General features: G+C 31.6%; 19 protein-coding genes. 11 read left to right on the top strand and 8 right to left on the bottom strand.

Features of this window, described 5'->3' with window-relative positions:
- Position 1: 1 nt before the first annotated feature.
- Genes LCI24_RS14045 through LCI24_RS14030 form a run of 4 tightly spaced genes read right to left on the bottom strand, consistent with a single transcriptional unit; the run spans position 2 to position 2522 of the window.
- Positions 2–850, bottom strand: a complete 849-nt coding sequence (locus tag LCI24_RS14045) for a restriction endonuclease (RefSeq protein ID WP_274640939.1) — start codon at positions 848–850, stop codon at positions 2–4.
- Positions 840–1250 carry a hypothetical protein gene (locus LCI24_RS14040; RefSeq protein ID WP_274640938.1) on the bottom strand — a complete coding sequence of 137 codons (411 nt, stop codon included), beginning with the start codon at positions 1248–1250 and terminating at the stop codon, positions 840–842. The genes LCI24_RS14045 and LCI24_RS14040 overlap by 11 nt, the downstream gene beginning before the upstream one ends.
- Before the next feature lie 11 nt (positions 1251–1261).
- Positions 1262–2119, bottom strand: a complete 858-nt coding sequence (locus LCI24_RS14035; protein WP_274640937.1) for a universal stress protein — start codon at positions 2117–2119, stop codon at positions 1262–1264.
- 16 nt (positions 2120–2135) lie between these two features.
- A complete protein-coding gene (locus LCI24_RS14030; RefSeq protein WP_274640936.1) occupies positions 2136–2522 on the bottom strand; it encodes a hypothetical protein in 387 nt (128 codons plus the stop codon).
- 182 nt (positions 2523–2704) lie between these two features.
- Between LCI24_RS14030 and LCI24_RS14025 the strand changes: the two genes are divergently transcribed.
- Both LCI24_RS14025 and LCI24_RS14020 read left to right on the top strand, forming a co-directional pair.
- On the top strand, positions 2705–3166 hold the full coding sequence (locus LCI24_RS14025; protein WP_274640935.1) for a hypothetical protein: 462 nt from the start codon (positions 2705–2707) through the stop codon (positions 3164–3166).
- Between the two features lie 6 nt (positions 3167–3172).
- A complete protein-coding gene (locus tag LCI24_RS14020) occupies positions 3173–3496 on the top strand; it encodes a hypothetical protein (RefSeq protein WP_274640934.1) in 324 nt (107 codons plus the stop codon).
- A 21-nt stretch (positions 3497–3517) separates the two neighbouring features.
- On the opposite strand, the gene LCI24_RS14015 is transcribed toward LCI24_RS14020, so the two are convergent.
- Both LCI24_RS14015 and LCI24_RS14010 read right to left on the bottom strand, forming a co-directional pair.
- A complete protein-coding gene (locus LCI24_RS14015; RefSeq protein WP_274640933.1) occupies positions 3518–5062 on the bottom strand; it encodes a patatin-like phospholipase family protein in 1545 nt (514 codons plus the stop codon).
- A gap of 37 nt (positions 5063–5099) precedes the next feature.
- Positions 5100–5690 (bottom strand): riboflavin synthase, encoded by a 591-nt coding sequence (locus LCI24_RS14010; protein WP_274640932.1) that lies wholly within the window; start codon positions 5688–5690, stop codon positions 5100–5102.
- 63 nt (positions 5691–5753) lie between these two features.
- Here LCI24_RS14010 and pdxA point away from each other — a divergent pair, with 63 nt between their 5' ends.
- The 9 genes from pdxA (at position 5754) to LCI24_RS13965 (ending at position 12969) form a co-directional block, all read left to right on the top strand.
- Positions 5754–6788 (top strand): 4-hydroxythreonine-4-phosphate dehydrogenase PdxA, encoded by a 1035-nt coding sequence (gene pdxA / locus LCI24_RS14005; RefSeq protein ID WP_274640931.1) that lies wholly within the window; start codon positions 5754–5756, stop codon positions 6786–6788.
- A gap of 74 nt (positions 6789–6862) precedes the next feature.
- Positions 6863–7399 (top strand): YceD family protein, encoded by a 537-nt coding sequence (locus LCI24_RS14000; protein WP_274640930.1) that lies wholly within the window; start codon positions 6863–6865, stop codon positions 7397–7399.
- Positions 7400–7407: 8 nt separating this feature from the next.
- Positions 7408–7602, top strand: a complete 195-nt coding sequence (rpmF, locus tag LCI24_RS13995) for a 50S ribosomal protein L32 (RefSeq protein ID WP_047789948.1) — start codon at positions 7408–7410, stop codon at positions 7600–7602.
- 150 nt (positions 7603–7752) lie between these two features.
- On the top strand, positions 7753–8748 hold the full coding sequence (locus tag LCI24_RS13990; protein WP_099214636.1) for a beta-ketoacyl-ACP synthase III: 996 nt from the start codon (positions 7753–7755) through the stop codon (positions 8746–8748).
- A 23-nt stretch (positions 8749–8771) separates the two neighbouring features.
- Positions 8772–9254, top strand: a complete 483-nt coding sequence (accB, locus tag LCI24_RS13985) for an acetyl-CoA carboxylase biotin carboxyl carrier protein (RefSeq protein WP_274640929.1) — start codon at positions 8772–8774, stop codon at positions 9252–9254.
- Positions 9255–9343: 89 nt separating this feature from the next.
- The gene (accC, locus tag LCI24_RS13980; protein WP_274640928.1) at positions 9344–10684 is read left to right on the top strand and encodes an acetyl-CoA carboxylase biotin carboxylase subunit; all 1341 of its coding nucleotides are present in this window, start codon (positions 9344–9346) and stop codon (positions 10682–10684) included.
- 71 nt (positions 10685–10755) lie between these two features.
- Positions 10756–11994, top strand: coding sequence for a 3-deoxy-D-manno-octulosonic acid transferase (locus LCI24_RS13975; RefSeq protein ID WP_274640927.1), 1239 nt, complete (start codon positions 10756–10758; stop codon positions 11992–11994).
- The gene (locus tag LCI24_RS13970; RefSeq protein WP_274640926.1) at positions 11994–12554 is read left to right on the top strand and encodes a YeeE/YedE family protein; all 561 of its coding nucleotides are present in this window, start codon (positions 11994–11996) and stop codon (positions 12552–12554) included. The genes LCI24_RS13975 and LCI24_RS13970 overlap by 1 nt, the downstream gene beginning before the upstream one ends.
- 1 nt (position 12555) lies before the next feature.
- Complete coding sequence (locus tag LCI24_RS13965; protein WP_274640925.1) at positions 12556–12969, top strand: DUF6691 family protein; 414 nt, start codon at positions 12556–12558, stop codon at positions 12967–12969.
- Between the two features lie 3 nt (positions 12970–12972).
- Here the strand turns inward: LCI24_RS13965 and LCI24_RS13960 are convergent, their stop codons facing one another.
- Complete coding sequence (locus LCI24_RS13960) at positions 12973–13575, bottom strand: DUF4230 domain-containing protein (RefSeq protein ID WP_274640924.1); 603 nt, start codon at positions 13573–13575, stop codon at positions 12973–12975.
- 44 nt (positions 13576–13619) lie between these two features.
- Positions 13620–14213: a lipoprotein signal peptidase gene (locus tag LCI24_RS13955; RefSeq protein ID WP_274640923.1), complete on the bottom strand. Its 594-nt coding sequence runs from the start codon at positions 14211–14213 to the stop codon at positions 13620–13622.
- Positions 14214–14265 lie beyond the last annotated feature (52 nt).

The raw sequence follows: 14265 nt of genomic DNA, 5'->3' as shown, positions 1-14265 counted from the left end.
TTTAAGCACTACACAATTGTTGTATTTCAGATAAAATTCTAGTTTTTCTCGTATCTGAAACACCTAAATGATCTAAATAAAAGCTATCTTTTATCAACTCTCTACAAAGCACTACATCTCTATTCAATAAAAACTGTTTCTCCCTTTTAGTTAAGAGTGTAGAAACTGTTATTGGATATAATCCTAGCCTATCAATTATATCTTTTAGGCTATTTTCTTTCGGGTAGTCCCAACTTAACAGATACAACCCTGCACAATTACCATATTGTGTAGCGTCTTCTGTAAATCGAGTATTTGTTACAACCCAACCTTGAGTTAGCGTTGTTTTATGCTTATTAAAAGTATTCCAATAATTTCTAACATCATTATATCTGGAATGTATATATAAAGGAACTTTTACATTACACACAAAGCCTTGTTCACTATGAAACTTACACTCTACAACAGTAGTTTCATTATTCTTATGAGCTAACACATCAACCTCGTGTTGTACACACTCACCTTGCAAAATTTCTCCTACTTTTACCTTATACCCTGAGTATTTTAAAACTGCTGCTATAAAATATTCAAAGGGATAACCTGTAGGTCCAAGTTCGTATATTGCTTTTTTAAGTTTATACTTTGAAGCAAATACATTCTTTTTTTTCTTTAGTAAAGCAAAGGCTCTATTATAAATTTCTTTAGTTGTTATTCCTTCGTACAATTCACCTTGAACTATTTCTATAATTTCTGACACTAAAGTATCATCTGCCCCAGTTCTTTTAAGTGACTTTTTTAATTTAGCTAAAGAAAACTGTACAACTTCACCAGAAGCTTTTACTATTGTTATTTTATTCGGACTAGTTTCCATTTTTAAAGAAATCTCTAACTAAAGCCTTTACTTGATTGTCTGTCATACTATCAACTCTTTGCACTTTTTTAACCTTTGCATTTAATTCTTTATGAGAGCTTTCCAACTCTTTCTTAAATTTTTCAAAAGTTTCAGCAGGACCAAAAATGGCTAATGAATCAGCATTGTTAACCTCTTCTGCTAGCTCATTAAAATATCTTTTCGTTTGATGTTTTTCTCTTTCTAAATACTTACTATCCTGAACCACATCTTGCGGACCTCCCTTAAATCGAGTTCCAGAGCCTCCGTGAATACGAAACGTTTCTATATTAGAAGGTATCGTTTTCATGTTTTCTGTTCCATTTTCAATGGTTACAACAAGAGCTTTCTCTTTATCTAACCAAACTCCTATGTTTTTCATTGTTTTGTTTTTTAGTTTCTTAAATCATGTAACACCAACACAGGTACCTTTAACTTATACCCTATTTCCTTTACTAATGGTTTAGAAAATATAGTATCAAAAAATGCGTGCTTTTTATTTATAAAAGCTACTATATCGCTTTCTCTACTTTCTACAAAACATTTTATTGCTGTAGACACTGTTACACAAGATAATGTATGAAATGAAAATTTTAACCCTTCAAAATATTCATTCAACATTTCTTTGTGTTCTTTTTGATTTTCATCTATATCTCCATTATTAGTAATATGTAATACTCTTAAAGATGCATTACAAGCTCCAACTATATCTATTAAATACTCTAATTCTCTTTTTTTATAATGTGTTCTGTAACTCGTAGGAAAAACAATTTCTTTGGGTATTTGCTTCCTAGCTTTTTTTGGTACTACTAAAACAGGACAATTACGAATCTTCTCCATTACCTGTATTGCATTACTACCAAATACAGAACTACTATCATTAGTTAATCCTTTCGTTGCCATTACAACCATTTCTATATCTTTTTGCTCTACTATTTCCTCAGTTGCACTCAATAGTGATTTATTTTCCAGAGAGATATAATCAAACTCATGAAAAGGATTTCCTTCTTCTTTTGACGCTATTAATTTTGATATTTTATTCAGTCCTTCTAATGATTTTTTCTTTGGCTCATCGTACCCTTTCTCTCCTGGCTGAGGAGGAACCAAATCCTCTATTAAATTATATGTTGTTTTAAAAACATTTAACACATAAAAGCTACATCTTTCAGTTCTAAAAAGCTCTAAAGCATATGCGATTGCATTATATGATGCTTCAGAAAAATCGGTTAGTAGTAAAATCTTTTTTTTCATTTCGATTAAAATTCAGTTAAAAAGGAACCATACCATAAGCTTCATTTAACAAAAACAAGCCTAAGAAAAATAACAACACATATATGGCCTGTATAAACTTTAAGTTGGTTTGTTTTAGCAGCTTAATAGTTTGCTTAGGAAAAGTAAATAGGATAACACCTTTAATTAAAGCCAACCAACCAAATAGAGTTACTAACAATTTAATATTCGCCTCCCATATATTATGAGCCAATACATTAAGTAAGCCTATTATAATTGCAAACAATGAAAGAATAATTAAAAACCGAGCATCCTGTAAATTATCAACTATTTGTTTTACTCTTTTAGGATTAAAACTTAGTACAAAGAAGAAAATAATACAGTACCATCCCCAGAACTTTAGTAAAAAGACTGATACATCCATAACTTATTAATTTACACCTCACCCAAAGATACAAATATAACTTGTTGATTTTCATGACTTTTATCATAAAAACAACTAATAACTATATATTAAAGTAGTTGTTCCTGAAAAACACTTCTTTTTTCTACTTTTTTTACTTAAATTAAATTCATTAAATTTACCTACAAAAAAATAACCTAACTATGAAAACTAGTAAACTTTTCTTTATTTTAATTTTTATTACCTCCTTTTTTCTTTCTTGCAGCTCTCTTAAAACAGCTCCTTATGATCAATACTCATTTCAAAAAACTATTGAAATAAAAATAGATGCAAACCAACTCATAGAAAAAGCTGAAAACTCTTATCAAGACAACATTAAAGAGATTGAAGAGTTGCAAAATGAGATTACTAAAATTGTTGAATATGAAAAGTATAAACCTAACAACGAAATAACCTATAAAATGTGGTTATTATTAGCTGATAAAGACAAAAAATTACTTGCTGGTTTTTTGAAACGATGGAAAGAAAAAGGCAAACTTTCTCCATTTTTTATAACAGAAGCTAAAGGACAAATAACTGAAGCTCTTAATCTGTTACTTGAGTATGAAAGTAAAAAAGAACCTACTTCTAAAAATCAGTTACTACAACTTCTTTCAAACAATTAATCTGCTATGGATTTCGAAAAAATATTACAAGAATTAAAAAATTCATTAACTTTTTTATTCAATGATAAGTATAGTGAATTTTCAAAAGAGTCAAAAAAGGACATTGAACTATTTTTAAATGAATCAAAAGACAAACTAAAAAGGTGGACTTCTTTACTAGCACAGGGAAAGCTTAACCTAGAAGATTTTGAATGGCTGGTAGAAAGTCAGAAAGATTTATTTAAAATGAAAGCCTTACAAACTGCTGGTATTTCGAAAATAAGTTTAGGGCATTTTAAAAACAAAGTTGTTAAAACTATTGTTGACACGATAAAAGTCTTAGTTTTTTAAACATAAAAAGACCATGAATATTTATTTGTTCATGGTCTTTATTTTCCCTTGACGTTCTTCTACTAAAAACTTGGGGTTTTCTTGAAATTTCTTCCATAGAGATAGTAATTCTTTAAAAATAGGCATTTCAGTAGCTCTATCTCCGTATTGAATAATTAGATATGACAACAAGTTATAACAGGCTGTATACTCTCCACAAGCAATAACAGTGTTTAACATATCATTTGCTTTATCTTTTTTCGTAAACCATAAAGTAGTACCAAATGATGTACTTCTATGTGAATTTTTAATAATTGCTTCACTTATTTCTCCTGTATGCTTCATTATCTCTTCCCAACCTCTCTCATTCTCTGGTCGAGTTGTTTGATTCCCTGAAGCGTCTTTACATCGTAGTTCATATACTGTAGATGTGATTATTTTATTAGGAAAAGTACTATAAATAGCGTTTGCATGTTGTCTTCTATCATTTTTAAGAAAAACCACACTTGCCATGCGAACCAAAGACTTCGCTCTGTTAAGTATATAAAAACCTACTCTTCTTGGTGGTAAATACAATCTTTGATCTACACCTGTTTCATTTTGCATTAATTTGGATAATGAAAAAAACAAAAAATGAATAAATACCAAAAAAGCTAATATTACAACGCTTATCGTATACCAAACCATCATTTTTTGCACTCCAAAAAATACAGTAGCTACCAACACAAACAATAAAGTAAAAGCACTAGATACATAAGACACATATTTACTAAACCATGAATCGGAAGCAAACTTAAAGCCTTCTCCAGGATATGGTGAAGAAACATCGCACAAGAAATATAAATCATGACGTTCGGGTTTCCCTTCACATTGATTCTGTGCTTCTGATACAAAAACAGAAGCTCCTTGATTATCTACAATGCCTCCATCCATCAAACCTACTTCTTCTAAATCATTGTGCTTTGGAGTAAAGTCATACGGAAACCCCATCGGCTCAAATCCTCCTGGAAAAGCTGTGGAAGCTGCGATTACATCTCCTAACTTTATATCATCTATTACTCCTTTATATTTGCTATGTACCTTTCCGTTTCCAAACCTTTTTTGATTCCCTTTAATATTTTGAAATCTAAACTGATGTGTACTATCAAAATCCGTAGCATTAAAAATGACTCTTTCTAAGTGTGTTTCACCTTGACTTATTACATCTTGAACTTGCCCTAGAGTTGCTTGATTTGTTAATTTATTATATTCTATAGCAAAGGCATTAATCGGATTCTTTCTCTTGTGCTTATTCTCTGGCTGATTCCAAATTAACTGCCATCTTAAATGACTCAATGCATTACTTGTCAACTCATCTTTTGCTAACCATTTATAGTATTCATCAAAAAAAACTTGAAAATCTTTTCCTTCAATCTGTGATTGTGCGTACTTAACCCCAGTAATTGTCCCTCCAGAAACTGTAGAAATTGCTTTTACATTTTCTAACAATCCTACTTTTTCTAATAACGATAATGTTCCTAAAGAAAAACAAGCTGCTCTATATCCTCCTCCAGAAAAACATAAGGCTATAGACTTAAATACCTCCATAGTTTTAATGCAATTTTATTCTTTTTATAATTTCAATCTATTCTCTTAAACTATGAAGTTTAGCAACGTATTTACCAATTACATCAAATTCCAAATTAACTTTAGTACCTATTTTAAAGGTTTTAAAGGTTGTATGTTCATATGTATATGGAATAATAGCTACACTAAATTCATCCTTTTTAGAATTTACCACCGTTAAACTCACCCCATTAATTGTAATTGAACCTTTTTCAATAGTAACATTTGTACCATCAAAATCATACGAAAAAGTAAATACTGTACTACCATCAGCATCTTCTATGCTTTTACATCTACCTGTTCCATCTACATGACCTTGTACAATATGTCCGTCTAATCGAGCTCCTAACTTCATTGCTCTCTCAAGATTTACTTCATCTCCTACTTTTAAATCACCAATATTCGTTTTGTCTAACGTTTCTTTAATAGCTGTAACAGTATACTCATCCTTATCAATTGCTACAACGGTTAAACAAACACCGTTATGTGCTACACTCTGATCTATTTTTAATTCATTGGTTATTGTACTTTTTATTGTGAGGTGTAAATTTTCTTTTTCACGCTCAATACCTTTAACAATTCCAAGAGTTTCTATTATTCCGGTAAACATTCTATAAAAATTTAGTTACTTTTGTTAGCATCAAAAATACAACTTTACCTACGAAAGTAAACTATGGATAAAGCTAACAAAATTATTGTCGGAATTTCGGTTGGGGACATCAACGGAATTGGTATCGAAATTATCTTAAAAACATTTGAAGACAAACGAATGCTTGATTTTTGTACTCCTGTTTTATTCGCTTCAAATAAACTAATTTCATATCATAAAAAGGCTTTAAGACTTAATACCAATATCCAAGGAATTGCTTCTTTAGATAAACTTGTACATGGAAAGGTTAATTTATTAAATAGCTGGAAAGAAGAAGTTAAAATAGATTTAGGTAAGATTACTGAAGATGGAGGTAAATTCGCCTTAAAATCATTACAAGCCGCTGTTGGAGCTTTAAAAAAGAATCAAATAGATCTTATTATTACCGCCCCTATTAACAAAGAGAATATTCAATCTGAAGAATTTAAATTCCCAGGTCACACAGAGTATTTAGAAGAAAACTTTGATGGAAAAAGCTTAATGATTTTAATGACTGATGAATTACGTATTGGTTTAATTACGGGTCATATCCCTGTATCTAAAGTCGCAGAAGCAATTACTCCAGAACTAATTAAGTCTAAAGTTGAGATTATGTACAACTCATTAAAACAAGATTTCAACATTAGTAAACCTAAAATTGCAGTATTAGGATTAAATCCACACTGTGGTGATAATGGAATAATTGGTACTGAAGACGACGAAATTATTCGTCCAACTATTACAGAAATTAAAGAATCAGGTAAATTAGTTTTTGGTCCGTATGCAGCCGATGGTTTTTTTGGTTCAAAAACCTATGAACAATTTGACGGAGTTTTAGCCATGTATCACGATCAAGGTTTAGCTCCTTTTAAAGCTTTATCATTTGGAAATGGTGTAAATTTCACGGCTGGTTTGAGCAAGATAAGAACCTCTCCTGACCATGGAACTGGATTTGATATTGCTGGTAAAAATAAAGCCAACCCTACGTCTTTTAAAGAAGCCTTATTTACCTCATTACAAATATTTAAGAACAGAAAAGAGTATCAAGAACTTACAAAAAACGCATTAAAAGCAAAATAGTTCATTTTTTTTACTCAAAACATAAAAGTAAAAACATTTTTTATATCTTTGCACGCTCAAATTGATAGTTGTAGATGAAAGACTTAAAACAATTCAACATACCTTTTGTAGGTTTAAAAGAAGGAAGTCATTTGTTTGAATATCAAATTGACAAAACGTTCTTTGAAGCATTTCAGTTTGACGAGTTTAACAACACCAACGTAAAAGCTGATATTACATTTGTTAAAAAAAGTACTTTATTGGAACTATCTTTTAACATAAACGGAACAGTTAATGTTCCTTGTGATATTACTAACGAGTTATTTGATTTACCAATTAATGGTAATTTAAATTTAGTTGTTAAGTTTGGACCTGAGTTTAATGATGAACACGATGAAATTTTGATACTTCCACACGAAGCTTATCAAGTAAATGTATCTCAATACATATATGAGTTAATTGTGTTATCAGTACCTAGCAAAAGGATACATCCAGATGTTGTTGATGGTACTATGCAGTCAGATGCTTTAAGAAAATTAGAAGAATTAAGAATAAACGAAGAAAAAACTGTTGAGGAAGAATCAACAGACCCTAGATGGGATAAATTAAAGGATTTACTAACAGATAAATAAGACATAAAATGGCACATCCAAAGAGAAAAATATCTAAAACTAGAAGAGATAAGAGAAGAACTCACTATAAAGCTTCTGTACCTCAAATAGCTGTTGATCCTACAACTGGAGAAGCTCATTTATACCACAGAGCTCACTGGCATGAAGGAAAACTTTATTACAGAGGTCAAGTAGTATTAGAAAGTGCTGCTGCTGAGGCTTAAAAACTAGTTTAAAAAATTAAAAAACCCTCTACTTTGAGGGTTTTTTTATGTTTTTACATCAAAAAATACTCTTTTTGATGTTTTTTTCTATAAAAAAGTGAAATAATTTTCATTACTTTGAAAACTCGTTTTACTACAAAACAAACAACTATGACTAAAATAACTGCAGCTATAACAGCGGTAGGAAAATATATTCCAGAATATGCTCTAACCAATAAAGAGCTAGAAACAATGGTGGACACCAATGATGAATGGATAACTACCAGAACAGGAATCAAAGAAAGAAGGATTTTAAAAGGTGAAGGTCTTGGAACTTCTTTCATGGCTATAAAAGCAGCAGAAGATTTACTTCAAAAATCAAACACAAAACCTGAAGATATCGACATGGTAATTGTAGCAACCGCTACTCCAGATATGCCTGTAGCTTCAACAGCTGCTTATACTGCATCTAAGATAGGAGCCGTAAATGCTTTTTCTTACGATTTACAAGCTGCTTGTTCTAGTTTTTTATATGGTATGTCTACTGCCTCAAGTTATATTGAAAGTGGTCGATATAAAAAAGTATTGTTAATTGGTGCCGATAAAATGTCATCAATTATTGATTATAGCGATAGAGCTACTTGTATCATATTTGGTGATGGTGCAGGTGCTGTTTTATTTGAGCCTAATAACGACGGTTTAGGGTTACAAGATGAGTATTTAAGAAGCGACGGAATTGGTCGTGAATTCTTAAAGATTGATGCAGGTGGATCAATTTTGCCAGCATCAGAAGACACTGTTAAAAATAAACAACACTTTGTTCACCAAGAAGGGAGAACTGTATTTAAGTTTGCTGTTTCTAACATGGCTGATGTTTCTGAAAAAATGTTAACCAGAAACAACTTAACAAAAGATGACATTCAGTGGTTAGTACCACATCAAGCTAATAAAAGAATCATCGAAGCTACTGCAAATAGAGTTGGCTTAGAAGATGATAAAGTAATGATGAATATTCATAAGTACGGAAATACTACTTCTGCTACTTTACCGTTATTGCTTGCTGACTATGAAAAAGAGTTGAAAAAAGGAGATAATTTAATTTTTGCTGCATTTGGTGGTGGCTTCACATGGGGAGCTATCTACTTAAAATGGGCATATAACTCATAACTAAACAACTAAAATTTAGGAAAATGGACATTAAAGAAATTCAAAGTCTTATAAAATTTGTAGCTAAGTCAGGTGCAAGTGAAGTAAAGCTAGAAATGGAAGATATTAAAATCACCATTAAAACTGGAAGTGATACTCCTGAAACTACTATTATTCAAGCTCCTGCTCCTGCAGCTGCTCCACAAATGATAGCCCCTGCTCCTGCTGCACAGCCAGCTACTCCAGCTGCAGCCCCAATAGCAGCTGAAACTACAGACGACTCAAAATATGTAACTATAAAATCACCTATCATTGGTACTTTCTACAGAAAACCTTCTCCAGACAAGCCTAATTTTGCTGAAGTAGGAACAGAAGTAAAAGTTGGTGATACTGTTTGTATCATTGAAGCAATGAAGTTATTTAACGAAATTGAATCAGAAGTATCTGGTAAAATCGTTAAAGTATTAGTGGATGATTCTTCTCCTGTAGAATTTGATCAACCATTATTTTTAGTAGACCCATCATAATTTTTGGTTTAGAAGTTTTAAGTTTAGAAGTTTAGTTAAATGCTAAACTCTTAAACAACTAAACCCAATAAACTCATAAACTAAAAGACATGTTTAAAAAGATATTAATTGCCAATAGAGGCGAAATCGCGCTACGTGTAATTAGAACCTGTAAAGAGATGGGTATTAAAACAGTAGCTGTATATTCTAAAGCAGATGCTGAAAGTTTACACGTACGATTTGCTGATGAAGCTGTTTGTATTGGACCTGCTCCAAGTAGCGAGTCTTATTTAAAAATGGATCGTATCATTGCTGCGGCAGAAATTACAAACGCTGACGGAATTCACCCAGGATATGGTTTCTTAGCTGAAAATGCTAAATTCTCAAAATTATGTGAAGAGCACGAAATTAAATTTATCGGGGCTTCTCCTGAGATGATTGATAGAATGGGAGATAAAGCAAACGCTAAAGCTACCATGAAAGCTGCTGGTGTACCATGTGTACCAGGTAGTGATGGTGTAATCACTACTTTTGAAGAGTGTGAAAAAATCGCTGTAGAAACAGGGTATCCTGTTATGTTAAAAGCATCTGCTGGTGGTGGTGGTAAAGGAATGCGTGCTGTTTGGAAAGCTGAAGATTTAAAAGATGCTTGGGATTCTGCGAGACAAGAATCTAAAGCAGCATTTGGAAACGATGATATGTATATGGAGAAGTTAATTGAAGAGCCTCGCCATATCGAAATTCAAGTAGTAGGTGATGCTTACGGTAAAGCTTGTCACTTATCTGAAAGAGATTGTTCAGTACAACGTCGTCACCAAAAATTAACTGAAGAAACTCCTTCTCCATTCATGACAGAAGAATTACGTGATGCTATGGGAGCTGCTGCTGTTAAAGCTGCTGAGTATATTAAATACGAAGGTGCTGGTACGGTTGAGTTCTTAGTAGATAAACATCGTAATTTCTACTTTATGGAAATGAATACTCGTATTCAGGTAGAACATCCTATTACTGAAGAAGTTGTTGATTACGATTTAATTCGTGAACAAATTTTAGTTGCAGCTGGTGTGCCAATTTCTGGTAAAAACTACAAGCCACAATTACACTCAATAGAATGTAGAATTAATGCAGAAGATCCTTATAACGGATTTAGACCTGCACCAGGAAAAATAACCTCTTATCATGCACCAGGTGGTCATGGTGTTCGTATCGATACTCACGTATATGCAGGGTATATGATTCCACCAAACTATGATTCAATGATTTCTAAATTAATTGTTACTGCACAAACTCGTGAAGAAGCGATTAACAAAATGAAACGTGCATTAGATGAGTATGTTATTGAAGGTGTAAAAACAACTATTCCTTTCCACAGACAATTAATGGATCATCCAGATTATGTAGCTGGTAATTATACCACTAAGTTCATGGAAGATTTTGAAATGGAATCATAACATATTTCAACATAGAATAAAAAAAATCAGTGAGTAACTTCACTGATTTTTTTATTTCATAAATTCGCATAATGAATTTTTTATACAATTTACTTCTTGCCTTAGTATCTACCTTACTTCCAATTGTAGCTTTGTTCAACAAAAAAATAAAGCTGTTTTACCAAGGGAGAAAGGAAACATTTTCTAAACTCGAAAGTATTTCTAAAACTGATAAAGTAGTTTGGTTTCATGCCGCTTCTTTAGGAGAATTTGAACAAGGAAGACCTATTATTGAGGAGTTGAAAGAACTCTATTCAGACTATAAAATTGTGGTTACATTTTTTTCTCCTTCAGGATATGAGATAAGAAAAAATTATCCATTAGCCGATGTTATTTGCTATTTACCTTTAGACACTAAATCGAACGTTAAAAAATTCATCAAACTAGTGCATCCTGATGTAGCTATCATGATTAAATATGAGTTTTGGCCTAACCTCCTTTCTGAATTAAAAAAGCATGGTGCTCCTACAATTTTAATTTCAGGAATTTTTAGAAAAAAACAATCCTTCTTTAAATGGTACGGAGGTTTTATGCGTGAAAAATTGACGGCGTTTAATCACTTTTTTGTGCAAAACGAAACTTCTAAAAACCTATTAAATTCTATTGATTTTCACAACGTAACCATTGCTGGTGATACTCGATTTGATCGTGTATATGATATTTTACAACAAGATAACTCTTTAGATTTTATTTCTGAGTTTAAAAACAGTCAGTATACCGTAATTGCAGGAAGCACTTGGAAAGAAGATGAAGAATTGATTATCAATTACATTAATAATAACGCTACTGATGACGAAAAGTTTATTATTGCTCCACACAACATCAACCAAAAACAGATTAAAGAACTACAGAGCTTAATCAATAAGAAAACGATTCTTTTTTCTGAAAAAGAAGGAAAACTGCTATCCAATTATCAAGTTTTTATAATTGACACAATTGGGTTGCTTACCAAAATTTACTCTTATGCTGATGTAGCTTACGTTGGCGGTGGACTCGCTACTGGTTTACATAATATTTTAGAACCAGCGACATATGGTGTTCCTGTTATTTTTGGTGGTAATAAATACAATAAGTTTCAAGAAGCAATTGATTTACTTGAAATAGGAGGTGCAAAGACCGTTACAAATACTAACGAATTTTCTAGTAATTTTGCTTTATTGAAATCAGGCAAAAAACTAAGAGAGCAAATGGGGAATGTTAACCACAATTACATTTTAAAAAATGTGGGGGCAACAAAGACCATTATCACTTATTTAAAAAACATATTATAATGGATTTTATATTACAACCATGGCCTTGGTATGTATCTGGGCCACTTATTGCTATAGTACTTTTTTTGTTTTTTTACTTCGGAAAAAATTTTGGGGTATCAACGAATTTAGAAACTATTTGTACCATGGTTGGTGCAGGTAAAGTTTCTGATTATTTTAAGAAAGATTGGAAAGAGCGTGACTGGGCTATTTTCTTTTTAGTTGGTTTATTAATTGGAGGTTATATCGCTATAAACTTTTTATCTGCTGCATCAGGAGTTGACTTAAATCCAACAACTATAAATGAATTAGCTGATTTGGGGTTTGCTGATGCAGGAAAAACCTATGTACCAAATGAAATCTTTAGTATTGATAATATGTTAACCCTAAAAGGCTTTGCTATTTTATTAATTGCAGGAGTTTTAATTGGTTTGGGAACTCGTTATGCTGATGGTTGTACTTCTGGACATGCTATTACAGGGTTAAGCAGCTTTCAATTGCCTTCTTTAATTGCTGTAATTGGTTTTTTTATTGGTGGTTTAATTATGATTTGGGTACTATTCCCTTTAATATTTGGTTAAGATGAAGAATTTGAAATTTTTAGTTATAGGTATAGTTTTCGGAATTATTTTGTCTAAATCTGAAGCGGTTTCTTGGTATCGAATTTATGAAATGTTTAAATTCCAATCTTTCCACATGTATGGTATTATTGGTTCTGCTGTAGCTATTTCTGCTGTGTTTATGTATTTCTTTAAAAGTGGAAAAATTAAAGATTACTTAGGAAACCAAATTAACATCAAAGAGAAAAAGAAAGGTTTTATTAGAACTTTAGTTGGCGGTACTATCTTCGGTTTAGGCTGGGCATTAGCAGGCGCTTGCCCTGCTCCTATTTTTGTTTTGATTGGACAAGGAATACTCCCAATGATTATTGTGCTCTTAGGAGCTCTTATAGGAGCTTTTATTTATGGTGTATTAAGTAAGAAATTACCTCACTAATCTTTAATTTTTCAATAGTAAAGGTTCAAAAACACCAGAATTAGTATTATCCACCACTTTCCAATTATAAATTTTAGAAAGTTGGTAAATCTTTGATAATTCTTCAAACAAACGAGTTTTAGCATCTTCTTGTAGTTGAGAAACTGTTATTGTCGATTTAATCTTTTCAATAGCTTTAGCATTCAGTTTATTTAGCTCTTGTTTAGAGAAGGTATTGAACTGACTCTGTTGTAAATCGAAATATTTAATGTCGGGAGAAATTAGAATTTCTTCTTTAGGAATTTTATTGATGATGATTTGTTTACCAACACTATCTATTTGAATTTCTAGTTCCGATAAATCATACCCCACCTCAACCTTAGCGTTTACTGAGAGCATTGCTTTCTTTTCAAAGGTAACGTATCCATAGAAATACTTTTTTGCATCAGTAAAGCTATACATTTCAGAAAAATTCCCTTCTGAAACCACTAACTTACTTAGATTCTGAATTCCGTTTAAAACCACCTGAATTTCTTCTTGCTCATATTTTTTTTCCTTTTTTTCGTACCAGAATTTAGCAATAAAAAAACCTAGTGCAAAAACAGCAAGATATTTTAGTAAACGCATTAATTTCTTTTTCTATAAATATAGGAAAAGTATTTAAAGTGTTTTTATGAAGCTTGTTTTGTTTCTTTTTCTTCTTTAGGAAATGCTTGCTTATTAAATAAAAATAGTAAAGCTACTCCTATAGTAATCCAAGAGTCTGCTCCGTTAAAAATAGCATTGAAAAAGGTAAAACTTTCTCCTTCATAGATAGGAAAATATAGCATGTCTACTACTTTTCCGTGAAACAATTCTCCATATGGGTTATCTGAAAAAAGTGAAGCAACATTATGGTAAGAAGAATCGAAAATTACACCATAAAAAACAGAATCGATAATATTACCTACCGCTCCTGCTAAAATTAGCGCTATCGCAATAATAACGGCTGTATGTGCTTTTTTCTTGATAGATTGCCACAACCAATACACAATACCTGTAACGGCAACAACTCTAAATAAAGTTAAAAATAATTTTCCTGCTTTACCACCAAATTCAAAGCCCCACGCCATTCCGTTATTTTCTGTAAAATGAATTCTAAACCAATCATTGAAAACAATAACTTCTTCTCCTAATTGGAAATGTGTTTTGATATAAATTTTACTGATTTGATCAATTAAAATTGCCAAAATTACGGTAAGTATTGCGATGTGTTTTTTAGACATTTTTTTTATTTAATGGAAACAAAAATAAGAAAACTATTTTTATGTTTTTCTT

Source organism: Tenacibaculum larymnensis, assembly GCF_028829235.1.
In the GTDB taxonomy this organism is placed as follows: Bacteria; Bacteroidota; Bacteroidia; order Flavobacteriales; family Flavobacteriaceae; genus Polaribacter; species Polaribacter larymnensis.
This window is presented reverse-complemented; position numbering and strand designations above follow the sequence as displayed.

Excerpts from the sequence above, each read along its gene's own strand:
- LCI24_RS14015 (WP_274640933.1), bottom strand. The coding sequence starts at position 5,062 with ATGGAGGTATTTAAGTCTATAGCCTTATGTTTTTCTGGAGGAGGATAT.
- LCI24_RS14010 (WP_274640932.1), bottom strand. The coding sequence starts at position 5,690 with ATGTTTACCGGAATAATAGAAACTCTTGGAATTGTTAAAGGTATTGAG.
- LCI24_RS13960 (WP_274640924.1), bottom strand. The coding sequence starts at position 13,575 with ATGCGTTTACTAAAATATCTTGCTGTTTTTGCACTAGGTTTTTTTATT.
- LCI24_RS14030 (WP_274640936.1), bottom strand. The coding sequence starts at position 2,522 with ATGGATGTATCAGTCTTTTTACTAAAGTTCTGGGGATGGTACTGTATT.
- LCI24_RS14025 (WP_274640935.1), top strand. The coding sequence starts at position 2,705 with ATGAAAACTAGTAAACTTTTCTTTATTTTAATTTTTATTACCTCCTTT.
- LCI24_RS13955 (WP_274640923.1), bottom strand. The coding sequence starts at position 14,213 with ATGTCTAAAAAACACATCGCAATACTTACCGTAATTTTGGCAATTTTA.
- LCI24_RS14000 (WP_274640930.1), top strand. The coding sequence starts at position 6,863 with ATGAAAGACTTAAAACAATTCAACATACCTTTTGTAGGTTTAAAAGAA.
- LCI24_RS13970 (WP_274640926.1), top strand. The coding sequence starts at position 11,994 with ATGGATTTTATATTACAACCATGGCCTTGGTATGTATCTGGGCCACTT.
- LCI24_RS14035 (WP_274640937.1), bottom strand. The coding sequence starts at position 2,119 with ATGAAAAAAAAGATTTTACTACTAACCGATTTTTCTGAAGCATCATAT.
- LCI24_RS14040 (WP_274640938.1), bottom strand. The coding sequence starts at position 1,250 with ATGAAAAACATAGGAGTTTGGTTAGATAAAGAGAAAGCTCTTGTTGTA.
- accB (WP_274640929.1), top strand. The coding sequence starts at position 8,772 with ATGGACATTAAAGAAATTCAAAGTCTTATAAAATTTGTAGCTAAGTCA.
- LCI24_RS13990 (WP_099214636.1), top strand. The coding sequence starts at position 7,753 with ATGACTAAAATAACTGCAGCTATAACAGCGGTAGGAAAATATATTCCA.
- rpmF (WP_047789948.1), top strand. The coding sequence starts at position 7,408 with ATGGCACATCCAAAGAGAAAAATATCTAAAACTAGAAGAGATAAGAGA.
- LCI24_RS14020 (WP_274640934.1), top strand. The coding sequence starts at position 3,173 with ATGGATTTCGAAAAAATATTACAAGAATTAAAAAATTCATTAACTTTT.
- accC (WP_274640928.1), top strand. The coding sequence starts at position 9,344 with ATGTTTAAAAAGATATTAATTGCCAATAGAGGCGAAATCGCGCTACGT.
- LCI24_RS13965 (WP_274640925.1), top strand. The coding sequence starts at position 12,556 with ATGAAGAATTTGAAATTTTTAGTTATAGGTATAGTTTTCGGAATTATT.
- LCI24_RS13975 (WP_274640927.1), top strand. The coding sequence starts at position 10,756 with ATGAATTTTTTATACAATTTACTTCTTGCCTTAGTATCTACCTTACTT.
- pdxA (WP_274640931.1), top strand. The coding sequence starts at position 5,754 with ATGGATAAAGCTAACAAAATTATTGTCGGAATTTCGGTTGGGGACATC.
- LCI24_RS14045 (WP_274640939.1), bottom strand. The coding sequence starts at position 850 with ATGGAAACTAGTCCGAATAAAATAACAATAGTAAAAGCTTCTGGTGAA.